Below are 23,626 nucleotides of genomic sequence, written 5' to 3'. Positions count from 1 at the left end.
TTGCTTTATGTTTTATCAAATTAAGCGTGGCGCTCGATTACCTGTAAAAATTCTTTCATGGCAAAGGTCAGGTACTTATTGTGTTTATAGTAAAAATAGATATTTCGCTCTGCGTCATTTCCCTGTAATTTGTAATACGCCACATGATCATGGGCGGGGCGGAAGCGAATCAGCGTGTCGCTGACAAAACAGCAGCCCATCCCCAAGCAGGCAATATTGTATGCGGTTACCTGTTGATCCAGATACAGCAGAACTTTAGGCGCAAATCCGCTTTGCTTGCATAATTTCAAACTCCTCTGTGATGTGTCGTTATTGCTTTTCAGAAGAATAAAAGGCTCCTGCGAAAGCTGTCCCAATGGGACGGAGGGCACGTCCGAGGATAAATAGGTGCCGTCCTGAATTGATTTCAGACTCAACTGATAAGAATTCAATTTTCGATTGACAGGAAACGACTTTGGGACCGCAAGCAGGAGATGTTCCGTCTGATAGAAATTTCTTTCGTAAATTTTTTCATCCAGCTCATAATTTTCGATAATAAAATCCAGCGCACCCACGGACAACTGGTCGATCAGCCAGGGGGTGCGGTCCTCCACCAGCTCGATTTTGATATAAGGGTACTTCTGGTTGAAGGCCATAATCAGCGGCGGCAAAATGTAGGAGGCAAACAAATTGCTGCCGCCAATGGAGAAACTGCCCGTCTTTAAGTTTTTCATGTCCATCATGTAGTTTGTGAAATTATGTTCCAGCTCCATGATTTGCTCAATACATTGGATATATTGCTTTCCGCACTCTGTCAAACGGATCGGGCTGCTGCTTCTGTCAAATATTTCGCTGCCGATGCTTTTCTCCGCGCGCTTCACCATGGCGCTGAGGGAAGGCTGGGAAATATACATGTTTTTCGCGGCCTTGGAAAAACTCTGTTCCTTATAAACTTCATATATCTGTTCTTTATTGTCAAAAATGTTGTCAAACACTTAACTCTCCCCTTTTTCACTCTACATGCGACATATGCCGTCACAGAAAAGTGGAAAATTCATAACAAACATTTTAAACTCAACCAAAAGCATTGCATAACGGCATGCTTTATTAAGATTATATCATAAATAACCATTATTTGGATACGTTTTATTTTGAGATGCCTTTTTTCCGATCGAGAATCACCTTAAAACCCGGCCTGGATACAGCTTTCCCCGACTTTTAAGGCTATAAAAAATCCCGCTCACATCATCAGACTGTGAGCGGGATTTTTGAAATGGATAGGTTCCGGCCACCAGTTCCAAATGCAGATCTTTATAAAAAAATAACACGGCGTCTGCAATCAGGACACCGTCACTATACGTTATCTGCTATCATGATGAGCGGAAAGACAGGTGATGTGGCATGACAGAGCTGCTGATCATTTCAATGCTGGGAATTATTCTCCTCGGCTATGTCATCATGTCCCGGATCGACCATTTTATTGAAAAAGGCGGTATCGTTGATAGTCCGCAGGGACGCGAGAATCAGGGTGTGCTGGTTTATGGAGCGCCGGAGGCCGTTTCAAGAATTCAAAAAGCCGGCATGAACTGCCGAACCCTTACGGATCCGATTTTCCCGAAAGACGGCCTTTACTCGGTCTTTTTCATTTTATCCGGAGACGACCAGATAAACTTAGTCCTTTGCCGCGCGGCAAAGGATTTTGATCCCGGGATCTTTGTCATTGCGCGATGTAACGACCCTGAGCTGAGTGAAATTTTTGAAGTTGCCGGGGCAAACCGTTTGCTGCGGTTGGATGAATCGGTTGATTCTCTGCTGGCAGAACTGCGGGGGATTTGTAAATGAATATGAAACAATGGAGTACGAAGCGGATCCTTGCGGTCGGGTTCGCCTTTATGATCCTCATGGGAGGACTGCTGCTCAGCCTGCCGATTGCCAGCCGCGACGGCGCCGGAATTTCATTCCTGAACGCGATGTTCACCTCCGCCTCCGCCACCTGCGTGACAGGACTCGTGGTCTGTGATACATGGACGCAATTCTCCTTGTTTGGACAGGCTGTCATTTTGCTTCTCATCCAAATCGGAGGACTGGGATTTATGACCGTCGCCATCTTGTTCTCCCTCGCGGTCGGAAGGCGCATCGGACTGCGCGAACGTTCCTTGCTGGCGGAATCCGTCAGTGCCGCTCAACTCGGCGGAGTTGTGCGCCTGGTGCGGCGGACGCTGATCGGCACCGCCGTTTTCGAAGGCGCAGGGGCCGTTCTTCTGGCGGTGCGTTTTATTCCGCGGTTCGGCTTAGGACGCGGAATCTGGTTTGCCGTCTTTCATTCCGTCTCCGCGTTTTGCAACGCCGGATTTGACCTGATGGGAATGCAGGGACCTTTTTCTTCCCTGACGCACTTCTTTGGCGATCCTCTGGTGGTTTTTACCATCTCCGCGCTCATTATCACTGGCGGCATTGGTTTCGTCGTGTGGAATGACCTGATCGACAGCCGTTTCCGTCCGGAAAAATTCAACCTGCACACGCGCGCCGTTTTGATCTCTACGCTGACGCTGATCCTGGCGGGGACTCTTCTTTTTTTGTTTCTCGAACAGGGCGGGGTGCTTTCCAAAATGAATGGCGAGGACCGGTTTCTGGCCGCATTCTTTCAATCGGTCACACCGAGGACAGCCGGCTTCAACACAGTGGACATCGCATCGCTTTCCGACGGGGGAAAACTGGTTACAATGCTTCTGATGTTTATCGGGGCCGCACCCGGCGGCACCGGCGGAGGGATCAAAGTTACGACACTTGTCGTCATGATTGCAGCCGTGAACTCTTCGCTTTACAGCCGCGAGGACGTCTCTGTCTGGCATTTTCGGCTGGATTCCGAAACCCTGCGGCGTTCCTTTTGCGGCGTCGCGGTTTACGCGGCGCTGACATTCGGCGGGACCCTGGTGCTCTGCGCCCAGGGCGGGACGCTCGCCGACTCCGCTTTCGAATGCCTGTCCGCCATTGGAACTGTCGGACTTTCGACCATCGACACCGCGGCGCTTCCATCCTTGTCACGGGCCGCCCTCATTCTGTTGATGTACGCGGGGCGGGTCGGAAGTCTGACCGTCTTTTTGGCTGTTTCCAGGTCAAACGGAAGCGGAAAATTAAAAAATCCATTTGGCAAAATCATTGTGGGATAATTTGGGGTAATGGAAAGGATAGGTCATAATATGAGACTGATGCTTGTGATCGGGGCAGGGCATTTCGGCACAAATCTAGCTGTGAAACTCACGGAGCTTGGCAACGAAGTAATGGCCGTGGATGTGGACGAAGACGCGGTACATAAACTTGCTCCGTATGTCACAAGGGTACAAATCGGCGATTGCATGGACAGGGACGTTCTCTCCGCCCTGGGAGTCCGCGACTTCGACGTGTGCTTTGTCTGTATCAGCGACAATTTCCAGTCTTCAATGGAAATCACCTCGCTGCTGAAAGAGCTGGGCGCACCGTATGTGGTTGCAAAATCCGACCGGGAAATCCAGGCGGACCTGCTCAAAAAGATCGGCGCCGACGACGTAATATACCCTGAGCGGGATATGGCCCAACGCACGGCGGTCCGTTACTCCGCGCGCGGAGCTTTCGACTATATCGAATTGTCGCCGGAATACGTCATCATGGAAATCACGCCGCCTGCTGACTGGATCGGACGGAATATCGGTGAATTAAACGTCAGGACAAAGCACAGGATCAACGTCATCGGCATACGTTCGGGGAAGCATATTCTCCCTCTGATCAGCGCGGACCATGTTTTCAATGAGCAGGAGCATATCATTGTGGCGGGAGAACAAAAGAATATCCTTAAAATAATGAATAAAAAATAATCTGTTGGTATAATGAGATCAGGAGATGGTCTCTACTATGAGAAAAAACACGATCAAAACGATCCTGGCCATGGCTTCCGCCACAGGTTTCTCCTTGCTGATCGACCTTTTCGGCGTCGACAATGAAAGCATCATCATGGTCTTTCTGCTCAGCGTGCTGTTTACGGCAGTACTGACCAGCAGCCGGGGCTGGGCTATCGGGGCTGCGCTTCTGTCCGCAGTGCTCTTTAACTTTCTTTTCACGGAGCCGCGCTACACTTTCTTCATTTACAGCACGAACGACCTGATGCTGCTTGCTTTCTTCCTGGTAACCGGCACTGTGTCCGGGACAGTGACTTCCCGCTTGCAGAGAGAAATGGAACTGGCCAGCCAAAATGAACGCACCGCAAGGACAATGTACCGGATCGCATCCGGTTTCCTCTCCGTCAGCAGCAGAGAGAGCGTCGTGAAAAAGGCGGAAGATCTCGTCAGGCAATATGCGGGACTGGACTGCAGGGTCGACTTTGACCAGGCTGACAACGAAAAAGGGTATGATATCAAAAGCACCTCCGGGATTCTGGGAAAGCTCGTTCTTTTACACGGCGAGCCGGAAAATCAGCAGCAGCTGCTGATCGTTCAGGCCGTCTGCACACAGCTCGGCATCGCGCTTGAACGGGAGAACCTTGTGGCGGATCGTGAAAAAATACAGCTTGCGATGGAACGCGAGCAGCAGCGGGGAATGTTCCTTCGCTCTGTCGCGCACGACCTGCGAAGCCCTCTTACCGCTCTTTCCGGGGCGGGGAATCTTCTTTCGGACAACTACGACGCGCTCACCGACTGCGAACGCAGAAAGCTGGCTTCCGACGTCAGCGAAGAAATCGTGTGGCTTACCGACCTCGTTGAAAACATCCTCAACATGACCCGCATCAGCGAACAGAAAATCGTGCTTCACAAGCAGGACGAAGTGATCGACGACGTGATCGGCGAAGCCGTCAAGCACACGGAGCGTCTGCTCCGCGACCGGAACTTTCAGGTAAAACTTCCGGAAGAGGTCGTGACCGTGCCGATGGACGGCAAGCTGATTTCTCAGGTGATCATCAACCTTCTGGAAAACGCAGCCCGCCACACGCCTCCGGACAGCGAGATTTCCCTTGCGGTGAAAACCAGCGGGAATCTGCTGGAGGTGTCTGTGGCGGATACCGGCAACGGTGTGCCGGAGGCCATCCGCAGTCATCTTTTCGAACGTTTCGTGACGCAGGACGAAAGGGTCGTCGACGGGCGCCGGGGCCTGGGCCTCGGTCTTGCAATCTGCAGGGCCATCGTAAACGCGCACGGTGGGGAAATCCATGTGGAGGACAACGTTCCGAAGGGCTCGATATTTATTTTTACGCTGCCGATGGAGGATCGCATATGAATGAAAAGCGGACAATCCTTGTTATCGAAGACGACAAATATATTTCGCACTTTATCGATATTTCGCTGTCCAAAGAGGGGTACCGCGTCCTTGTGGCGGAAACGGCTGAAGAAGGAATGTTTTTGTTTTCCTCCCACCGTCCCGACATCGTCTTACTGGATCTCGGGCTGCCGGACAGAGACGGGATTGATCTGCTGAGGGACCTGCGCGCCTTTTCCGATGTGCCGATTCTGGTCGTTTCGGCTCGCGGACAGGAAAAAGAAAAAATTGTCGCGCTCGATCTCGGGGCCAACGATTACATTACCAAACCCTTTTATATGGGAGAGCTGATGGCTCGAATCCGAGTGTCGGAGCGTTCCCTGCAAAACACCGAATTTGAACCAAGGGATTCCCAATTTTCCTGCGATTGGCTGACAGTGGATTATGAGAAGCGCAAAGTCTATGTATCGGGCAATGAAATTCATCTTACGCCTACGGAATACAAAACGCTGTTGCTGCTGATCGCCAATAAGGGCAAGGTTCTGACGCACAATTATATTATCCGCCAGATTTGGGGCTACGAGGGCGGAGACAGCAAGAGCGTAAGGGTTTTTATGGCAAACCTTCGCCGCAAGCTGGAAAAGGACACCGCGCACCCCCGCTTTATCCTGACTGAAGTAGGCGTGGGTTATCGTTTTGCGGACGAATAGCCAAGGGGTTCCGCAGACAAAAAAAGGGCCCCCTGAGAGGGTCCCTTTTCATTGTTCTTCAAGACACAGTGACAATGCTTAAGCGCTGGGGTGATGATTTTCCGGATTCGGTTGCATACACGCCTGCCTGGCCTGCGGCGACCGCTTTGATTTTGTAGAAATAGCTGCCGCCCGACTGCACGGCGGAAACCGTCTGAATCACTGCGCTGTTGCCGGTGGTGAAGCGCAGTGCAGGAGTTCCGGAAGCCGGGGTGAATTTGAACATGTAGGTCTTCCCCTTCGTCATCGAAAACTGATAGGGCGTATCGGATTGGATGCCCGAAGGCGCCTGGCTGGAGAGTGTCCCGTTCGCCGTAAAAGAGACGGAGACCCCGCTCGCGTCGGCGGTTGTAATAACCGCCGCGCCCGTTCCGGCATTTGTAATGCGAAACAGGTATCCGTCCGAAGTTTTCCCAGAATAGGAAACCGCCACTGCGGAAGGATTGGAAGAAACCGCGGTCGGAACGGCCGAACTGTTAGAATACACCTTATAAACATAGGAACTGTTCGATCCAAATGTGTAAGGGAGCGTTGTATCGCATCTCAGCGTCCCGCCGTTAGCCGGCTGCGTCGTCACCGTAGTGTCGGTGCCGGAACCGACCGCAGTAAAGGAAACGCTGGTTCCGTTGCCGGCGGTCGTCGTAATCACCGCTTCTCCGGTCCCCTTATTGGTCAGCTGGAACAGAAAACCATCGGTAAGCCTCCGGAGATAAGATACGCTGACGGCACCCGGGTTGGAAGAAGAAACGGAAGGAGTAAACGTATCATTGGTTGTAATTTTATAATTGTAAGTCTTATTTGAACTAAACGTATAGGTATTGGTCGTATCGCAGGTGAAAACCTGTTCAGAGGAATCCGGCACCGTCGGAGTGGTGATTCCGCCGCTTCCGTTGCCGCTGCCCGAATAATCATAAAAGCTGTAATCGACATCACATGAACCTGAGACACCCGGAATGGTGCGCTGGCCATACTGCCACATGGTATAAGGGCTGAAATCCGTTCTGTCCGTGCTGTGGGCAATCCATGTGTCGTACTGTGCAACCAGAGAGCTGGTCAGGTGGGCGTTGTAAAAGCTGTAGTAGCTGTATACCACCGTTTTGTATCCGGCCGCCTGCAGCTTGCTGCAGAACGCCTGCACGATCTGTCCAAGCGTGTCTGTGGACAACCCCCACTGACTTTTGTCCTCCACATCATAGGCAACCGGATAATCCAGCTTTTGGCCGTTCAGAATATTGAGGCAGAAGTCGGCCTCGGCCTGCGCCATTGCCACGCTGGTGGCATAGCTGTAATGATAAGCTCCGACTTTAAGGCCAACGGCTTTTGCGCTGTTGTAGTATGTTTGAAAATACGGATCCGTCTGAACCGACCAGTTCTCGCTCCCATAGCCGGTCCGGATCATGGCAAAATCAATGCCGTAATTTTTCACGGCGGACCAATCAATCGTTCCCTGATAACGGGAAACGTCAATCCCTTTATAAGCGACATTGACAACGCAGGAAGAGCTGTACGCACCGTCCCGGGCCGTTACGACGGTCTGCCCGATTTTTTTTCCGGTCACTGTTCCCCCACTGTCCACGGCAGCAATCGTTCCGTCCGCCGAAGACCATGTCACGTTTGAATCAACCGACGAGCCAAAGTAGGCATACAGCTTTGTGTAATCGCCCACCCCCACCCCGATCGAAGATTCGCTGAGCTGGAACCCGCCGGTACTGGCATTTGCCGCATGGGCGGGAAGGGGCAGACACATTATGCCCGATGCAACTGCGGCTAAGATCAGGGCAAGAATTCTTTTTTTCAACACGGTTCCTCCATTTCTTTTTTTGATTGATATGTTTAAAATTGCTTCTAAAACCAATTTAACGTCGAAACTGTTACATAATTTATTATATTTTTTTGCCAGTTGCATGTCAAGTAAAGAATGGAAAAAGCGGTTTCCTGTTTATGGAAGAATCCGGCCTGTTCTTAAATACCAGCCATATTTTTGCCGGAATATCTTGAACTGACGGGGCCGCGTATGATATAATATTAACAATTGTACCGAAATGAGGATTTGGAGGGAATTTGTCAATATGGCTGTAAAATTCATAACAGCAAAAGAAGCCGCGTCCATGATTCCAAACGGCGTAACCTTCGCTTCCAACGGTTTTATGGGAACTACCTTCGCAGAAGAAATCGCAGCAGAGTTGGAGAAAAGATTTCTGGAAACCGGAGAACCAAACAACCTGTCGCTTGTTTTTTGCGCCGCCCAGGGCGACAACGACAAGCGCGGCCTCCAGCATCTGGCTCACGAAGGGTTAGTTCGGCGTATCATCGGCGCACACTACGGCATGGCCCGCAAATTAGGGGAGCTTGTTGTAAAAAACAAGGTGATTGCCTATGATTTTCCGCAGGGAGTCATGTGCCATCTGCTCCGCACCACCGCGGCCCATCAGCCCGGCGAACTGACGCGGGTTGGTTTGGGAACTTTTGTGGACCCGCGGCTTTCCGGCGGAAAAATGAACGAGTTGACGCAAAAAGAAGAGGACCTGGTCCAACTGGTACAAATCAACGGCGAGGAATTTCTGTTCTATAAAAGCATTCCCCTGGATTATACCATCATCGGAGGGACCTACGCGGACGAAAAAGGGAACATTTCCTTTGAAAAAGAGGGCTCCAAGGCGGAAGCCCTCGCTATGGCACAGGCCTGCAAGAATTCCGGGGGCAAAGTATTCGCCCAGGTCCAGCGCGTCGTGAAGGCTGGTTCGCTCGACCCTCTGAAGGTGGAGATTCCGGGAATCCTGGTCGATTACGTTGTCGTTGCAAGTGATTTGAAATATTGTATGCAGAACTTTGGGACCGATTATAATCCCGGATTTTCCGGCGAGCATCAGATAGGCCTCGCCGAATTCACACCCGCCCCGCTCAATGCAAAAAAGGTGATTGCGCGCCGTGCCGCAATGGAGCTGGAAGACGACGGCACCGTAAATCTCGGCATCGGAATCCCGGAATTTATCTCTTCCGTCGCGGTGGAAGAGGGGATCAACAATAAATTCACCCTGACGGTGGAATCCGGGCCGATCGGCGGAAGCCCCCAGAGCGGACTTGATTTCGGCGAGAGCCTGAACCCCGAGTGTATCATCGCGATGCCTTCCATGTTTGACTTTTACGACGGAGGCGGATTGGATCAGGCATTTGTGGGCTTTGCGCAGGGAGACGGCGAAGGCAATGTCAATGTTTCCAAATTCAGTACAAGATTTCCGGGCTGCGGCGGTTTCATCGACATCACGCAAAATGCGAAAAAACTTTATTTTTGCGGAACCTTTTCGGCTGCGGGCCTGGCAGCGGAAATCGGTGGCGGAAAATTAAAGATCGTCTCTGAAGGAAAATCAATGAAATTTCTGGAGCACGTGGAGCAAATTACCTTCAGCGCAAAAACGGCGATTAAAAACAACCAGCCTGTCATGTATATTACCGAGCGGGCCGTCTTCCGCCTGACAAAGGACGGGCTGTTGCTTTGCGAGGCCGCGCCGGGAATCGATGTGGAAAAGGATATTCTGGCCTATATGCCGGTGCGTCCAAAGATCGCCCAGGATTTTCACTTGATGGATGAGCGGATTTTCAGGGACGAAAAAATGGGCCTTCACATGTAGACCCCTCTGTTATGGGCCGCAATCCATCCCCCTGACAAAACATATGAGAAAGCCGGAATCTGCCGCCCGATTGGCAGAATTCCGGCTTTTCTTTCTCTCAACCCGCCGCCGGCGGGGTGGAGGCTCCCAGCCGCCCGGTTTTTTCATTCCATCGGTTCGGGAATTAAAATTCATCCGCGGTCCGCAATCGCTTTTTTCACTTCCTCCGTCAATAAAGGGATGATCTTGAGCGCATCGCCGACAATTCCGAATTCGGCGACTTTAAAAATCGGCGCGCTTTCATCCGGATTAACTGCCATAATAAAACCGGACCCTTCCATTCCGGCCAAATGCTGAATCGCGCCGGAAATGCCACAGGCGAGATAGAGGTCCGGACGGACCGTCTTGCCTGTCTGGCCAACTTGAAGGTCCTTCTCCACCCAACCGGCGTCAACACAGGCTCTGCTGGAGCTGACGGCGCCGCCGAGCGCGCCGGCCAGTTCCTCAAGCATCTTGAAGTTTTCCGGGCACCCCATCCCTCGGCCGCCGGAAACCAGGATTTTCGCGTCCTGAATATCCATCTTTTTGGGATTCTTCTTAACAACCTGCAAAATCTCAACGCTTTTTTCCGAAGGGGGAATCTCAATCTCCAGCCTGTCCGCCGGAGCGGAGGCATTTTCAACCGGTTTTCGTTTCCGCATAACGCCCGGGCGGACCGTCGCCATCTGAGGGCGGCAATCCGGGCAAACGATCGTCGCCATAAGATTTCCGCCAAAGGCCGGCCGCGTCATTTGAAGGTTTTGGGTGCCATCATCCGCAATCTCAAGCTCCGTGCAGTCCGCCGCCAGTCCGGTGTGGATTCTGGCCGCCACCCGCGGAGCCAGGTCGCGCCCGATTGCGGTAGCGCCGTAAAGCACGACGGCAGGTTTGAATTTTTCGATGATCCGGCAGATACAGTATGTGTACGGCCCTGTCGAATAAAGCTCCAAGTCCCTGTTGTCCATCAACAGGACCCTATCCGCGCCGTAACTTGCCAGTTCCCCGCAAAGAGCCGAAATGTGGTATCCCAGCAGAATCGCGGTTACGTTTGTTTTCAGAACATCCGCAAGTTCTTTCGCCTTGCCGAGAAGCTCATGCGAAACGCCGGCCACCTTGCCGTCCGTCTGCTGAATGAACACATAAACTCCTTTATATTCCCGATTTTTCAACCGATTCCCCTCCTCCTGCTACAGAATAAATTTTTCCCTGAGCTTTTCAAGCATGCATCTTGCCGCTTCCTGAGGGTCGGAAGGATCAATAACGGTTCCAGCCGTCTTAACTGTCTTTGTAAATGTTTTTACGACACGGGTAGGCGACCCTTTCAGCCCCAGGTACCTGTCATCCACGTCAAGATTCCTTCGGGTAATCTTTTTGATCCCCTTTCGATAAGCGTCAAAAATCCCTCCCGGAGTCATATAGCGCGGTTTGTTCAGTTCGCTCAGCACGGTAATCAGGCATGGGATCTTCGCTTTGACAACGTAGCAGCGGTCTCCGAGCTGACTGTTGACAATGACTGAGCTGTCCTCGACCCTGATGTCTTCCGCATAACTGATGTTTGGAATATTCAGCTGTTCGGCAATCTGCGGCCCGACTTGGGCTGTGTCGCCGTCGATTGCCTGACGCCCGGTGACGATCAAATCATACTCCATGGTCTTTAGAGCGGCTGCGATTACATAAGCCGTTGCCAAGGTGTCTCCTCCGCTGAACGCGCGGTCGGTCACCAGCACTGCCTCATCCGCACCCATGGCGAGCGCTTCCCGAAGGACGTCCTCCGCCTGCGGCGGTCCCAAAGTAAGGACCGAAACGTGCGCTCCCATGGAATCTTTCAGCCGGAGAGCGGCTTCCAGCCCCGCTTTGTCGTCAGGGTTGATCACGGACGGCACACCTTCGCGAATCAGTGTCCCGGTTTTGGGATCCAATCTGATTTCATCGGTGTTCGGCACCTGTTTTATACAAACAACAATATTCAACGGGTTTCCCTCCTTCCATGACGTCTCACTTCAGAGCGTATTTGGAGATGACCATTTTCTGAACCTCGCTGGTTCCTTCATAGATTTCGGTGATCTTCGCGTCACGCATCATGCGCTCCACCGGGTATTCGCGCATATAGCCGTAGCCCCCGTGCAGCTGCACACAGCGGGTCGTCACTTCCATCGCGACGGCCGCACAGAAAAGCTTGGCCTCGGCCGCTTCCAGCGAAACACTTTTCTGGTTATCTTTTGCAATGGCTGCCTTGTAGAGAAGCAACTGTGCGGCCTGCGTTTTCGTGAGCATTTCGGCAATTTCAAATTGAGTGTTTTGGAATTTCGCCAAAGGACGGCCGAACTGCTTTCTCTCCTTGACAAATTTGATCGTCTCGTCCAGCGCGCCTTCCGAAAGGCCGAGGGCCTGCGCCGCGATCCCGATGCGCCCTCCGTCCAGCGTCGTCATGGCGATGATAAAGCCTCTTCCTTCCTGCCCAAGCAGATTTTCCTTCGGAACAATGCAGTTTTGAAAAATCAGTTCGCAGGTAGAGGAGCCGCGGATTCCCATCTTTTTCTCTTCCCTTCCAACGGAGAAGCCCTGGAATCCCTTTTCGACGATAAACGCGGAAATTCCGTGGTTGCCAAGGCTCCGGTCGGTCATGGCGAAGATCACGTAAACATCGGCACAGCCGGCGTTTGTAATGAAGACCTTACTTCCGTTTAAAACATAATGATCGCCCTCCGGGACCGCCTGGGTCCGCTGGGCGGAAGAATCGGTCCCCGCGTCCGGTTCGGTCAGGCCGAAGGCGCCCAGATATTCTCCGGAGGTCAGCTTCGGCATGTATTTTTTTTTCTGTTCCTCCGTACCGTATTTGTAAATCGGCCAGGTACAAAGGGAAGTGTGAATGGAAAGGAGGGTGCTCGACGTACAGCACGCCTTTGCCACTTCCTCCACACAGATTGCATAAGTCAGCGTGTCACAGCCCTGACCGCCCAGCTCTTTTGGATAGGGAATCCCCATAAAGCCATATTTGCAGAACTTTTCATACGCCTCTTCCGGAAAGCGTTCCTTTTCGTCCACATCCCGCGCATACGGCTTCACTTCCTTTTCAGCGAAATCCCTGAAAAGAACACGAGCCATCTGATGTTCCTTGCTCAGCTGAAAATCCATATCCATTCCTCCAAACTCATGCCGGCCTGACACTGTTTCTGCTCCAGAGGCCACTGCATATTGTGCAGACACCTTGTCCTGCGGATTATTCAAATATATCACAATCTCTTCCGGGGTGCAATTCAACATATTTAAATTCTGCAGTTCATCCATACGAAGAAAAGCAGGCACATCGCTGTACCTGCTTCTAACAAATTCAAGAACCATTCCGGATTTTCAGCAGATTTTCACGTCCGTCTGTTCCGGCGCTAAAAACAGTCCATGGACAAAGAGCGCGAAATCCGGTCTTACTTGCTGTAATCGTAAAAGCCCTTGCCGGTCTTCATTCCAAGCAGGCCGCCGCGCACCATCTTTTTGAGCAGCGGATGGGGACGGTATTTCGGATCTCCCGTCTCATTCTGAAGAACTTCCATAACTGCAAGAACAATGTCCAGGCCAATCAGATCACCGAGAGCCAGAGGGCCCATCGGATGATTCGCGCCAAGCTTCATGGCGGTGTCAATATCTGACGCGGAAGCCGTGCCGTCGGCGTAAATGCCGACCGCCTCGTTGATCATCGGAACCAGAATGCGGTTTACGACAAATCCGGCGGCCTCTTTGACCTGGACCGGCGTTTTGCCGATCTCCGCGGCAATCGCTTTTATTTTTTCCACAGTGGAATCGGGAGTGGTGATGCCGGCGATCACTTCGACGAGCTTCATGACGGGAGCGGGATTAAAGAAATGCATTCCGCAGACAGGCCGGTCAAGGCCGCTGGAAATCTCTGTAATGGATAGAGAAGAAGTATTTGTCGCAAAGAGGCAGTCCTTCTTGCAGATACCTTCCAGTTCCTTGAACAAAGCCTTCTTAATGTCCATCCGCTCCAGAGCCGCTTCCACCACCAGGTCACAGTCGGAGGTAATTTCCTTCGTGCCGGTTGTGATTTTCGCGAGGATCGCATCCGCCTTGGCCTGATCCATTTTTCCTTTGGAAACAAGCTTGGTCAGATTTTTTTCGATTTTCTTTTTGCCGCCGGCTGCCAGTTCCGTGTTGATATCACAGAGTTTAACAGAATAACCCTCCGTCTGAGCAAACGCCTGTGCAATTCCGGAGCCCATAGTTCCCGCGCCAATAACGCCAACGATCATGATAAAAGCCCCCTTCGACTTGATTTATAATTTTTTATTCGTTAATGAAAGGATCCGGTTTTCTCTTCTCGCAGAAAGCTGTCATCGCATTCTTCTGGTCCTTCGTGTCCAGGCAGAATCCAAACAGTTCCGCTTCCAGAGAAACGGCCGTGTCAATATCCATCTGCAGGCCGAGGTTCATCGCCTTTTTGCACTGCCGCACCGCAATCGGGGCGTTGCGCGCGATCTTGCCCGCAAGCTTCAGGCATTCGTCCATCAGCTGATCCGCCGGATAAACCGCATTGACCAGGCCGAGCTTCAGCGCCTCGTCGGCTTTCACCTTGCCGCAGGTATAAATCAGTTCCTTGGCTTTCCCGACGCCGATCGTGCGCGCAAGGCGCTGCGTCCCGCCGAAGCCCGGCGTGATGCCGAGCCCGGCTTCCGGCTGACCGAACAGAGCGTTTTCCGAAGCGATGCGAATATCGCAGCTCAGCGACAGCTCGCATCCGCCGCCGAGAGCAAAGCCGTTGACGGCCGCAATGACAGGGATCGGAAGTTTTTCGATTTTGCGGAATACGTCGTTCCCGCGTTTGCTAAACGCCCGGCCCTGCTCTTTCGTCATCGTGCTCATCGCGGCGATGTCCGCGCCGGCGACAAAAGACTTCTGCCCGGCGCCCGTGATAATAACGCAGCGGGTCTTATCCATGTCGATGGAATCGATTGCCGCTTCCAGATCTGCAAGGACCTCGTCGTTCAGGGCATTCAGGGCTTTTTCGCGGTCAATCGTGACAATCCCGACCAGGTCCTGCTGTTCATATTTCACATACCCCATGTTCAATGCCTTCTTTCATAAAATGTTGGGCGAACGAATCAGCCTTCCACCTTAACAACAGTCGCAACGCCCATGCCGCCGCCGACGCAAAGCGTGGCAAGCCCCAGCTCGCTCTGTCTTCTTCTCATTTCATAAATCAGGGTGGTGAGGATACGCGCGCCGGAGCATCCGACCGGATGGCCGAGGGCGATCGCGCCGCCGTTGACATTCGTCTTATCCATATCAAAGTTCAGGTCATGGGCAACCGCCAGGGTCTGAGCCGCAAAAGCCTCGTTCGCCTCCACCAGATCCATGTCGGAAACCTTCATGCCGATCTTCTTCATCAGCTTGTTCGTGGCCGCGACCGGCCCGATTCCCATGTAAGCCGGGTCAACGCCTGCCCAGTCGCCGCCGACCCAAGTAGCCAAAGGCTTTACGCCGAGTTCCTTCGCTTTTTCCTCGGACATCAGAACGATAGCGCAGCCGCCGTCGTCAATACCGGAAGCGTTGCCGGCCGTGACCGTTCCGTCCGGTTTGAAGGCCGGTTTCAGTTTTCCAAGAGTCTCCATGGTTGTTCCGGGACGGATATCCTCATCGGTTTCAAACAGAACAGTCTGTTTCTTCATTTTGATTTCCATCGGAATGATTTCTTCCTTGAACTTGCCTTCCTTCGTGGCTTTTTCCGCACGATTCTGGCTCAGGACGCCGAACTGGTCCTGCATTTCGCGGGTAATTCCGTATTTCGCGGCAACGTTTTCGGCCGTGACGCCCATATGATAATGATTGAACGTATCTTCCAGGCCGTCATAAATCAGGGAGTCAATTAACTTACCGTCGCGCATACGGTAGCCGAAACGCGCGTTCTTAAGCAGATAAGGCGTGCCGTTCATGTTTTCAATTCCGCCCGCGACGATGACATCCGCTTCGCCTGCCAGGATCATATCTGCGGCGACATTGATGCTTTTCAGGCCGGAACCGCACATATTGTTCAGCGTAAAAGCAGGTACCGGAATCGGGATTCCAGAGTAGACGGACACCTGACGGGCAATGTTCTGCCCGACACCGGCCTGATACACGCAGCCGAGGATGACCTCATCCACCTGGTCCGGCTGAATGCCCGCACGCTTCATCGCCTCTTTGACCACTGTGGTTCCGATGTTAACTACCGGTACGTTGGACAGAGTGCCACCGAATTTTCCGATTGCCGTACGGCATGCGCCTGCTAACACAATTTTCCTTGACATAAATTGTTCCTCCATTCTTTTAATCCTTATAAAAAATAAAATAATGCCGATCTTGCTGTCGATTCCACGAACTATGTTAAATATATCACAATATGTTTCAAGTTGCAAGATGAATTTAAAATTTTAAAATAAAATTTGGATATAAAGTCAACAAACCTGCCAATATTGTAAAATTGATTCCATAATTTACAAGCCGCCCCAGGCATGAACAAAGCAACGCAACCGCAAAATCTCGGAGCAATTTTGCGGTTGCGCACCAGGCTGCAAACCGGCGGGCTAAACCCAGGCGGGACACAGTTTCCGCGTCCGCCCTCCTCACACTTTTGAATAGCCGTAGCTATTGACGATTGCATCAATTTTCTGGCCGTTTTTGCAATATGGACAGTCAAGGACAGGATAAGTGCAGTAATTCGGCAGATCTCCGCTGGTAAAAACGGAGTTGACCTGTACTCCGCTGATCTCCGAAATCGCACTGAAAATCGCGGAAGTCCCGACGATTTTGCCTCCGTAATACCGGATGCATTCCAACGACCGGTTGATCGTCTTGCCCGTGGTTGCGGAAGCGACAAGAAGGAGAATATTCTTATTCCATACCATATCCTGCACATTGTCGCGAAACAGGAGCTGCCCGTTTGGAAATTCAGGGGTAATCACATTGAGATCCGTTCCGACATTCATGGAGGACATTCCCGATTTGGAAAGTTCCTCTGCCAGAAAAGCCCCGATCACCTCGCAGCCGTCCATGCAGACAATGGTATCCACCGCGACCGTATTAACGTACTTCTGAGCCATGACCTCCGCCGCCAGCTTTGCGATTTTGTGTTTGTGCTTGATTCCCGTCATATCAATATAATAGTTGACATGAGAATGCGAAGTTGCAAAATGTCCCGGGATCAGATTCAAAACGATTTCCCGATTGTGAATACAATGAACCTGAATGGTCCTGCTTTCCATTGCGGCACACCACTTTTTCAATAAATATTTTATTCATTATAGCATTTCTTTTCCCATCATGCAATATTTTTGCAGCTTGCCTCAGAATATTTTGTATGGTTTTACCTTGCCGCTTCGAATTCCGTACAATGAAAATCCTTTTTCTCAAAAAATGAAATAATATCCTTTTGCATTCCACGGACAGAACCCTGCACCAATTCCTTCGGGCCGCCCCCCCTGCCGGAAAAAGCGGAGGACAATTCCGTCGCGTACGGCCTCACGTCGCGCACGGCATCCGAAACGGCGTAGCGGTACCCCTGCGCGTCACTGCCGGAAAAAACGGCCGCGGTTGCCGAACATCGCTTTGAGAGGGCCAGGGAAAACCGGCGGATCTCATCCGGAGCCAGATCGTCTTCAAAGGCCAGTATGCTCCCGCAGCCCGAAGGAAAGGTGTTCGCCCTTAACTGAAAAAGTTCCGTCTGAAGGACGGAAAGCCTTCGTTTCAGATCCGAATTTTCCTGCAGCAAATGCCGGGCGGCTTGCTCAATGTCCGCGGGTTTGGCCGAAAGCAGCACGGAAACCGCAGAAACACCCTCCAGCCGTTCGCCGTAGTCCCGCAAAGCCTGTCCGCCGCATGCCATGGTCAGCCTGGTCCCCCCCTTGTAATGCTGGGAGAACAGCAGCTTGATCGCCCCGATTTCCCCCGTCCGGGTCACGTGAGTCCCGCAGCAGGCGCAAACATCGAAACCCGGAATTTCCACAATGCGTACTTTTCCGGTCAGTTCCTTTTTGCTGCGGTAAGGGATTTTTTCCAGTTCCTCCCCGGAGGGATACATCACTTTTATCGCAAGGTCCCGCCATACCGCCTCGTTTGCCAGCCGCTCAATCAGCGCGAGCTGTTCTGAAGACAGTTCCCCATTCAGGTCGACCGTCAGCGTCGCATCGCTCATATGAAAGCCGACATTGTCCAATCCGTACAGACGGTGCGCCAATCCGGAGACGATGTGTTCCCCGGTATGCTGCTGCATCAGGGCAAACCGGCGCGGCCAGTCGATCCCGCCCGACACCAGGGCGCCCGGCGAAATGGGCCTGTCCGACGTATGGACAATCACGCCGTCTTTCTCCTGCACGTCCAGGATATTGGCAAAGTTCAGAACGCCCCGGTCGGAAGGCTGCCCTCCTCCCTCCGGATAAAAGGCGGTGCGGTCAAGAATCAGCAAATACCGCTCCTCCTTCGGGATGCACTCCAGCACATGTGCCTGGAACGTCCTGACTTTCGGATTTAAATCATAAAGCTTCTCCGTTTCACGGTTCATTCTTTTTTCTCCTTTTCTTCCAGCCATTCGTAAAACCGGGTGCAGGCCGGAACCACAATCCCCCGACGGCACATGCCTTCATATTCCGTGCGGCTCACCCATCTGGCCTGCGTCACTTCCCGGGGCTGAAGGCAGAGCGAATTCAGCGCCGGGTTTTCCCGAAACAGCCATACGTCGATCCATGTGTTTCCGTCAAGGCCGCTGTGCAGAAGAGAGGCGTCCCGCTCCGAATAGGACACCCCGATTTCCTCCCGAAGTTCACGCAGCACAGCCTGCAGACTGGTTTCCCCCGCCTGCGCGCCTCCGCCCGTGCATTCCCAGCAGCCGCCCCAGACCTTGCCCGGATGGCGTTTTGTCATTAAAACGCGGCCATCCGGGCCAAGGCTCCAGGCGTAAACGACCAGTCGGAAATCATCCGGCCGCATCGGGACGCCGCGCGGCCAGACCCGCCCTGTTTTGTTTCTGTCCTTGTCATAAACGTCGCAAAGCTCCGGCAAGCAGATTCCTCTTTCCCCGATTGTTTTTTCTATTATACTCCGGCTCCGGCATAGAGGCAACCGAATGCGGCGGAATCGCTTTTTCCGGCCGGGCAAGTCATCTGTCGCACCGTTTTTCAAGATTATTATATCGTTATTCGATAAATTTATATTGATTTTCGGAATATACTGTTTTATAATACCACAGTAAGGAGATGATGGAACTGAAACAGACGGAATTATCGAAATGGCTGAAAGGCATCATCGTATTTGCCGGACTCATCGGAGCCGCCCTGTGTTTTTGGATCGTGCCGGCATTGGGAAAAGAAACCGCGCGGGAAAATCCGGGACTGAGCGGTCTGTTCCGGCCTTGTCTGACTTTTGTCTGGATCACCGCTGTTCCCTTCTATTTTGCACTTTGGAAATCATGGCAAATCTGCCGGGAAATCGCAAAAGACAACTCTTTTTGCAGAGAAAACGGAAAACGTCTTCGGGACATCGGCGCGCTGGCCGTCTCGGAAAGCCTGCTTTATTTCGCGGCCGCCGTCATCCTGCTGATTCTGAAACTGCTTCATCCGGGTGTCCTTCTTCTGATTTTGTTTATCATCTTCGCCGGAACAGCGGCGGCGGTCGTATGCGCGGCCCTTTCGCATCTTGTTGAAAAGGCTTGCGATTTGAAGCAGGAAAACGATCTGACGATATGAGGAGCCAAAATGCCAATCAGAGTAAATTTAGACGTGATGCTGGCGAAACGAAAAATGAGCGTGACGGAGCTATCCGAAAAAGTCGGGATTACTATGGCCAATCTGTCGATTTTAAAAAACGGAAAGGCCAAAGCGATCCGCTTTTCCACCCTGGACCGAATTTGCACCGTGCTGAAATGCCAGCCCGGCGATCTGCTGGAATCTGTAAGCGACGATACAAAGTCCGGTTCCGGACCGGATGAATCAAGGAGGCGTTTTTCATGCGCCGGCGAAAACCGGTCCTGAGGGCAGTATTGATCGGGCTGGGTACGGCATTGGCCGGACTGACGATTCTCTATTTGCTCATTTTCCGTGTCTTTGACCCGCAGACTCAAGAAATATCACAGGTTGAAAAAAACTTGAAGATTGCCGTTCCCCGTAATTCTTCCGTGATCGAATACAGCGATTCCACCGGTTGGTTCGGCGACGGCGAAGTTGATATCGAGGTCGCATTGCCTTTGGACTCGGACGAAAAAGAGATGGGAGTCACCGGTCAAAACGCCTGGCATCCCCTGCCGATGCCAAAGGATCTTACCATGCTGATTTACGGAGGGGACGAGGGAACGACCATTCAATACGGCGGGCTGGGAAACGATTGGATCAAAAAAACAAAAAGCGTCCAAACCGGCGCCTATTTCTTTCTGGACCGAAACGAAACGGATCTCCGCGAAAAAATCAGTCCGCTGCAAAACCGCTACTCTCAGGATTTCACCTTCGCACTGTACGACTCAAGCGCAAAAATTATTTATTTTTACAAATATGACTCTTAATACTCCCAGGCAGAAAGAAAAGCCCCGCAACGGCGGGGCTTTTCTTATGATATCTGCACTTTCTCCCGACGCGGCACCTCCGGCGGACAAAGGTCTACTTTTTCCGCTCCCACGGAATCCAGATACTGTTTCAGCGGCCCCAGCTTTTCGTAGAAAACGACAATCAGATCACCGTTTTTTGCGTTGGAAACGGCGGCTTTCAGCGCTTCCAGCTCTTTCTCGCAGACTGAAATCCGTTTTTCGGGAAAACTGTTTTCCGTGATCGTTCGGTAAAACAGCCCAGCTACTTCGCCTTTTTGTCTCCCCCGCAGGTCTTCGTCCTCTTTTACATAAATTTGATCAAACGATTTTGCGCAAAGCTGTGCGGTATCCCGAATCGCCGCGTCGCTCCGGTCGCCCGGCATGCCGATGACGCCGACCAAACGACGGTGCTCCATTCTTTCGCAGGTCCGGATGACGGTCTCATATCCGGGCCGGTTGTGCCCGTAATCCAGCATCACGAAAAAACCGCCAAGGCGGTACAGGTCGAACCGCCCGGTATTCATCCGAAAGCTCTTCAGCCCCTCCGCAATGGTTTTCGGTGGAATATCCAACGCGATGAGCGCCGAAACGGCTGCCAGGCTGTTTTCCACATTGCAGCGGATCAGGCCGCCTCCGGTCACCGGGATATCTGAAATCCGAATCAGCTCCCGCTTTTCCCCGTCCGTTTGGATCAAAATTCTCCCATTCTCTTCATAAACCCGGACACAGTTTTTTGGCACAAAGACATCCGTCTTGGGATTGCCGGAAAACAGAATCACTCTGGAACGCACCCGTTTTAAAATCGTCGGCGTCATCGGATCGGCCGCGTTCAGGACAGCGCAGCCGTCCTTCCTGACGGCTTCGACGACCAGAGATTTGACAAAAGCCAGGTCCTCCAGCGTTTCAATGCCGTTCAGCCCCAGATGGTCGTCGGCGATATTGGTGATCACGCCGACGTCGGCAAGATCGTATCCAAGCCCCTCCCGCACGATTCCGCCGCGGGCCGTCTCCAGAACCGCGGCTTCCACCGTCTTATCGGACAACAGGGACTCGGCGCTTCGCGGGCCGGAATTGTCTCCCGCGCAGACGCATCGCTCCCCGATAAAGGTCCCGCTGGTGCTCGTCATGCCGACGTTGAGCCCCGTCATGGAAAGCACGTGATGGATCAGGCGCACGGTCGTGGTCTTTCCGTTTGTCCCGGTCACCGATACGATGGGAAAGCGGTATTCCTGCGGAAAGAGTTGGTCCACAATATCCTTTGCAACGTTTCTCGGCGCCCCTTCGCTCGGATACAGGTGCATCCGGATTCCCGGGGCAGTGTTGACTTCCACGATGACTCCGCCCGTTTCCCGAATGGACTGCGCGATATCCTCCGTGACAAAGTCTACCCCCGCGACGTCGAGACCGATCACCTGCGCGGCGCGGACGGCAAATTCCGCGTTTTCCGGGTGGATGATGTCCGTGCAGTCGGTCGCGGTTCCTCCGGTGCTGAGGTTGCCGTTTTTTCTCAGCAAAACAGTCTCTCCCTGTTCCGGGATATCCTCCGGCGTCTTCTTTTGTTTTTTCAGCTCCTCCAGAGCCACCTCGTCCAGGCGGATTTTGGTGAGCGGTTTTTCATGCGCCTCTCCGCGCTCCGGATCGCTGTTTTTCCGTTCGATCAGCTCTCGGATCGTATGGCGTCCGTCCCCTGTCACACAGGCGGGCCGACGCTCCGCGACGGCACGGACCCGGTCTCCGACAACCAGCACGCGGAAATCCTTTCCTTTCACATACTGCTCCACGACGGCCCCGGTGCTGAATTTCGCCGCGTTCCGATAGGCGGCCCGGATTTCCTCTTTGCCGCTCAGATTCAGGGAAACGCCCTTGCCCTGATTCCCGTCGATCGGTTTGACAACGGCCGGCAGGCCGATCTGCATCGCCGCCATTTCGGCGGAAAGCTCCGAGTAGACTGTTTTCCCGTAGGGAACCGGGATTTTATTTTTGTTCAGAATGGATTTCGTCAACTGCTTGTTGGAAGAAAGATCCGCGGAAATACAGGGGGTCATATCGGTCAGGGTGGACTCAACCAGATGGCTGTATTTCCCATATCCGAGCCGGACCAGGCTTTCATGCCCGATCCTTGTAACCGGGATCCCCCGTTTTTTTGCTTCTTCCACAATTGCGGAAGTGCTGGGCCCCAGCTCCGCATTCAGGGAAATTCCACCCAGATAGTCCAGAAACTCTCCGGTGTCCACTTCCTGGTTCCCGAGGAAGCGGTTCAAAATGAAAACGGCGGCTTTCCCGCATTCCAGGCCGCAGACCTCGTTGATATACTGATAAACCAGATAGTATTTTGACGGTTCTTCTATGGTCCTGGTCTTTCCGAAGCTGACGTCATAACCGAGCATCGCCTGCATCTCAAGGATTGTATGCTCCAGAACGTGGGCCAGGTAAGTGCCCTCCTCCAAACGCTTCAGGAATCCCCCTTCGTACCCAAGGCTGCAGAAATTCTTTTTGAGCCCGGGAAAAGCGGAAAGAAGCTTTTCGTTGAAGCCGGGGATATCCTTCGTCGGAATCGCACCGTATTTTCCGATATCCACAACCATTTTCATCACCGGTTTATGACTGTAAATATTCCTTCCCCGATAATATCGGTGGTCGAGGATCTGAATCCTATCGCTTTCCATCATTCAGTCGCAAAACCTTTCTATTTTTCAGTTCAAAGCCGTAGCCCTTCGGAAGAGTGTGCACCGTGACACCCGTAATCATCAGCAGCTCGTCTGGATTCAATTCGGAAACGTTTGAACTCTGAATGGTTTTCCCGTCCAGAATGGTCACGGCATTGGAGCCGATCACTTCAAAATGCTGGTCCGGGTAAAGTTTGATCGCCGTATCTTCATCGATCCCGACCCCGAGCACGTCCGGGTTTTCGGCAATGCCGCACAGCAGCCTTCCAAAGCGGCCCCGCTGATCAAAGTGCTGGTCGATCATCACTCCGCTCAGCAGCCCGAGGCCGGGCGCCATTTTCAGCGTGCATTTGCGGGCCGGCTCATTGTCGTTTCCCTGGACGACCATTGTGGAAGTCATGGCCGACGCCCCGGCGCTGGTCCCCATGATGACGCCTCCGCTGCGGTAGAGATTTTTCAGTTCCGCGTTCACTCTGGTTCCGCCCAGGATGCTGGTGATTCTGAGCTGGTCTCCGCCCGTAAAAAAGACACATTTCGATTTTGCAATCGCCGCCCCGTTTTCCGGGTCTTCCGCCTGTTCACGGCTGCTGATGTCCAGAACAATCACGTTTTTCATTCCGAGGCCGGTAAAAGCCTCCCGATATTTCCGCCCTGCCGCCTGCGGCTGCTCCGTCGCCGTGGTCAGTACGGTCAGACAGTCCGAGCCGGAAAGCATTTCCGGAGCCTGTCTTAAAATGACGCTCTCCCCTGTTTTGTCCTCCGCACCCCCAATAATGATCAAATAACCCTTCGGGAGATCCTCCATAT

General features: G+C 52.7%; 22 protein-coding genes. 9 read left to right on the top strand and 13 right to left on the bottom strand.

The features are described 5' to 3' along the window. Window positions 1-20: 20 nt before the first annotated feature. On the bottom strand, window positions 21-974 hold the full coding sequence (locus tag EQM14_RS06485) for a LysR family transcriptional regulator (RefSeq protein WP_243112676.1): 954 nt from the start codon (window positions 972-974) through the stop codon (window positions 21-23). 406 nt (window positions 975-1,380) lie between these two features. On the opposite strand from EQM14_RS06485, the gene EQM14_RS06480 reads away from it, so the two are divergent. Genes EQM14_RS06480 through EQM14_RS06460 form a run of 5 tightly spaced genes read left to right on the top strand, consistent with a single transcriptional unit; the run spans window position 1,381 to window position 5,912 of the window. Continuing rightward, complete coding sequence (locus tag EQM14_RS06480; RefSeq protein WP_128742184.1) at window positions 1,381-1,821, top strand: NAD-binding protein; 441 nt, start codon at window positions 1,381-1,383, stop codon at window positions 1,819-1,821. Continuing rightward, window positions 1,818-3,149, top strand: a complete 1,332-nt coding sequence (locus tag EQM14_RS06475; RefSeq protein WP_128742183.1) for a TrkH family potassium uptake protein — start codon at window positions 1,818-1,820, stop codon at window positions 3,147-3,149. Before EQM14_RS06480 ends, EQM14_RS06475 begins: the two co-directional genes overlap by 4 nt. Window positions 3,150-3,179: 30 nt before the next feature. Beyond that, window positions 3,180-3,830, top strand: coding sequence for a potassium channel family protein (locus EQM14_RS06470; RefSeq protein WP_128742182.1), 651 nt, complete (start codon window positions 3,180-3,182; stop codon window positions 3,828-3,830). Window positions 3,831-3,867: 37 nt separating this feature from the next. Next, window positions 3,868-5,223 carry a sensor histidine kinase gene (locus tag EQM14_RS06465; RefSeq protein ID WP_164918989.1) on the top strand — a complete coding sequence of 452 codons (1,356 nt, stop codon included), beginning with the start codon at window positions 3,868-3,870 and terminating at the stop codon, window positions 5,221-5,223. Next, window positions 5,220-5,912, top strand: coding sequence for a response regulator (locus EQM14_RS06460; RefSeq protein WP_128742180.1), 693 nt, complete (start codon window positions 5,220-5,222; stop codon window positions 5,910-5,912). Before EQM14_RS06465 ends, EQM14_RS06460 begins: the two co-directional genes overlap by 4 nt. A gap of 58 nt (window positions 5,913-5,970) precedes the next feature. On the opposite strand, the gene EQM14_RS06455 is transcribed toward EQM14_RS06460, so the two are convergent. Further along, window positions 5,971-7,749 carry a GH25 family lysozyme gene (locus EQM14_RS06455; protein WP_164918988.1) on the bottom strand — a complete coding sequence of 593 codons (1,779 nt, stop codon included), beginning with the start codon at window positions 7,747-7,749 and terminating at the stop codon, window positions 5,971-5,973. A gap of 271 nt (window positions 7,750-8,020) precedes the next feature. Here EQM14_RS06455 and EQM14_RS06450 point away from each other — a divergent pair, with 271 nt between their 5' ends. Continuing rightward, a complete protein-coding gene (locus tag EQM14_RS06450; RefSeq protein WP_128742178.1) occupies window positions 8,021-9,580 on the top strand; it encodes an acyl CoA:acetate/3-ketoacid CoA transferase in 1,560 nt (519 codons plus the stop codon). Window positions 9,581-9,750: 170 nt separating this feature from the next. On the opposite strand, the gene EQM14_RS06445 is transcribed toward EQM14_RS06450, so the two are convergent. The 9 genes from EQM14_RS06445 to EQM14_RS06405 form a co-directional block, all read right to left on the bottom strand. After that, window positions 9,751-10,767 carry an electron transfer flavoprotein subunit alpha/FixB family protein gene (locus EQM14_RS06445; RefSeq protein ID WP_128742177.1) on the bottom strand — a complete coding sequence of 339 codons (1,017 nt, stop codon included), beginning with the start codon at window positions 10,765-10,767 and terminating at the stop codon, window positions 9,751-9,753. Window positions 10,768-10,785: 18 nt separating this feature from the next. Then, a complete protein-coding gene (locus EQM14_RS06440) occupies window positions 10,786-11,568 on the bottom strand; it encodes an electron transfer flavoprotein subunit beta/FixA family protein (protein ID WP_128742176.1) in 783 nt (260 codons plus the stop codon). Between the two features lie 25 nt (window positions 11,569-11,593). Continuing rightward, window positions 11,594-12,733, bottom strand: a complete 1,140-nt coding sequence (locus tag EQM14_RS06435) for an acyl-CoA dehydrogenase (protein WP_128742175.1) — start codon at window positions 12,731-12,733, stop codon at window positions 11,594-11,596. Between the two features lie 287 nt (window positions 12,734-13,020). Then, the gene (locus EQM14_RS06430; protein WP_128742174.1) at window positions 13,021-13,860 is read right to left on the bottom strand and encodes a 3-hydroxyacyl-CoA dehydrogenase family protein; all 840 of its coding nucleotides are present in this window, start codon (window positions 13,858-13,860) and stop codon (window positions 13,021-13,023) included. A 34-nt stretch (window positions 13,861-13,894) separates the two neighbouring features. After that, window positions 13,895-14,671, bottom strand: coding sequence for an enoyl-CoA hydratase-related protein (locus tag EQM14_RS06425; protein ID WP_128742173.1), 777 nt, complete (start codon window positions 14,669-14,671; stop codon window positions 13,895-13,897). 38 nt (window positions 14,672-14,709) lie between these two features. Further along, a complete protein-coding gene (locus EQM14_RS06420) occupies window positions 14,710-15,894 on the bottom strand; it encodes an acetyl-CoA C-acetyltransferase (protein ID WP_128742172.1) in 1,185 nt (394 codons plus the stop codon). Window positions 15,895-16,209: 315 nt separating this feature from the next. Then, complete coding sequence (locus EQM14_RS06415; RefSeq protein ID WP_128742171.1) at window positions 16,210-16,848, bottom strand: phosphoribosyltransferase; 639 nt, start codon at window positions 16,846-16,848, stop codon at window positions 16,210-16,212. A gap of 101 nt (window positions 16,849-16,949) precedes the next feature. Then, entirely contained in the window at window positions 16,950-18,143 is a 1,194-nt protein-coding gene (locus EQM14_RS06410) for an alanyl-tRNA editing protein (RefSeq protein ID WP_164918987.1), read from the bottom strand. Next, entirely contained in the window at window positions 18,140-18,640 is a 501-nt protein-coding gene (locus EQM14_RS06405; RefSeq protein WP_128742169.1) for an NUDIX hydrolase, read from the bottom strand. The genes EQM14_RS06410 and EQM14_RS06405 overlap by 4 nt, the downstream gene beginning before the upstream one ends. A 197-nt stretch (window positions 18,641-18,837) precedes the next feature. Between EQM14_RS06405 and EQM14_RS06400 the strand changes: the two genes are divergently transcribed. Genes EQM14_RS06400 through EQM14_RS06390 form a run of 3 tightly spaced genes read left to right on the top strand, consistent with a single transcriptional unit; the run spans window position 18,838 to window position 20,132 of the window. After that, on the top strand, window positions 18,838-19,323 hold the full coding sequence (locus EQM14_RS06400; RefSeq protein ID WP_164918986.1) for a DUF2975 domain-containing protein: 486 nt from the start codon (window positions 18,838-18,840) through the stop codon (window positions 19,321-19,323). 9 nt (window positions 19,324-19,332) lie between these two features. After that, window positions 19,333-19,608 (top strand): helix-turn-helix domain-containing protein, encoded by a 276-nt coding sequence (locus tag EQM14_RS06395; protein WP_128742167.1) that lies wholly within the window; start codon window positions 19,333-19,335, stop codon window positions 19,606-19,608. Next, window positions 19,584-20,132 (top strand): hypothetical protein, encoded by a 549-nt coding sequence (locus tag EQM14_RS06390; protein ID WP_128742166.1) that lies wholly within the window; start codon window positions 19,584-19,586, stop codon window positions 20,130-20,132. The genes EQM14_RS06395 and EQM14_RS06390 overlap by 25 nt, the downstream gene beginning before the upstream one ends. 44 nt (window positions 20,133-20,176) lie before the next feature. Here the strand turns inward: EQM14_RS06390 and cphA are convergent, their stop codons facing one another. Together cphA and EQM14_RS06380 are read right to left on the bottom strand one after the other, a co-directional pair. Further along, complete coding sequence (gene cphA, locus EQM14_RS06385) at window positions 20,177-22,822, bottom strand: cyanophycin synthetase (protein WP_243112674.1); 2,646 nt, start codon at window positions 22,820-22,822, stop codon at window positions 20,177-20,179. After that, the gene (locus EQM14_RS06380) at window positions 22,806-23,624 is read right to left on the bottom strand and encodes a cyanophycinase (protein ID WP_128742165.1); all 819 of its coding nucleotides are present in this window, start codon (window positions 23,622-23,624) and stop codon (window positions 22,806-22,808) included. The genes cphA and EQM14_RS06380 overlap by 17 nt, the downstream gene beginning before the upstream one ends. Between the last annotated feature and the right edge of the window lie 2 nt (window positions 23,625-23,626).

It is taken from the genome of Caproiciproducens sp. NJN-50 (assembly GCF_004103755.1).
Taxonomy (GTDB): Bacteria; Bacillota; Clostridia; order Oscillospirales; family Acutalibacteraceae; genus Caproicibacter.
The sequence above is the reverse complement of the archived record's forward strand: the minus strand, read 5'-3'. Positions and strand labels throughout refer to the sequence as shown.

Bases quoted from the DNA above. Each gene is read 5' to 3' on its own strand.
- EQM14_RS06480 (WP_128742184.1), top strand. From the start codon at position 1,381: ATGACAGAGCTGCTGATCATTTCAATGCTGGGAATTATTCTCCTCGGC.
- EQM14_RS06475 (WP_128742183.1), top strand. From the start codon at position 1,818: ATGAATATGAAACAATGGAGTACGAAGCGGATCCTTGCGGTCGGGTTC.
- EQM14_RS06470 (WP_128742182.1), top strand. From the start codon at position 3,180: ATGAGACTGATGCTTGTGATCGGGGCAGGGCATTTCGGCACAAATCTA.
- EQM14_RS06465 (WP_164918989.1), top strand. From the start codon at position 3,868: ATGAGAAAAAACACGATCAAAACGATCCTGGCCATGGCTTCCGCCACA.
- EQM14_RS06460 (WP_128742180.1), top strand. From the start codon at position 5,220: ATGAATGAAAAGCGGACAATCCTTGTTATCGAAGACGACAAATATATT.
- EQM14_RS06450 (WP_128742178.1), top strand. From the start codon at position 8,021: ATGGCTGTAAAATTCATAACAGCAAAAGAAGCCGCGTCCATGATTCCA.
- EQM14_RS06435 (WP_128742175.1), bottom strand. From the start codon at position 12,733: ATGGATTTTCAGCTGAGCAAGGAACATCAGATGGCTCGTGTTCTTTTC.
- EQM14_RS06430 (WP_128742174.1), bottom strand. From the start codon at position 13,860: ATGATCGTTGGCGTTATTGGCGCGGGAACTATGGGCTCCGGAATTGCA.
- EQM14_RS06425 (WP_128742173.1), bottom strand. From the start codon at position 14,671: ATGGGGTATGTGAAATATGAACAGCAGGACCTGGTCGGGATTGTCACG.
- EQM14_RS06420 (WP_128742172.1), bottom strand. From the start codon at position 15,894: ATGTCAAGGAAAATTGTGTTAGCAGGCGCATGCCGTACGGCAATCGGA.
- EQM14_RS06415 (WP_128742171.1), bottom strand. From the start codon at position 16,848: ATGGAAAGCAGGACCATTCAGGTTCATTGTATTCACAATCGGGAAATC.
- EQM14_RS06410 (WP_164918987.1), bottom strand. From the start codon at position 18,143: ATGAACCGTGAAACGGAGAAGCTTTATGATTTAAATCCGAAAGTCAGG.
- EQM14_RS06400 (WP_164918986.1), top strand. From the start codon at position 18,838: ATGGAACTGAAACAGACGGAATTATCGAAATGGCTGAAAGGCATCATC.
- EQM14_RS06395 (WP_128742167.1), top strand. From the start codon at position 19,333: ATGCCAATCAGAGTAAATTTAGACGTGATGCTGGCGAAACGAAAAATG.
- EQM14_RS06390 (WP_128742166.1), top strand. From the start codon at position 19,584: ATGCGCCGGCGAAAACCGGTCCTGAGGGCAGTATTGATCGGGCTGGGT.
- cphA (WP_243112674.1), bottom strand. From the start codon at position 22,822: ATGATGGAAAGCGATAGGATTCAGATCCTCGACCACCGATATTATCGG.
- EQM14_RS06380 (WP_128742165.1), bottom strand. From the start codon at position 23,624: ATGGAGGATCTCCCGAAGGGTTATTTGATCATTATTGGGGGTGCGGAG.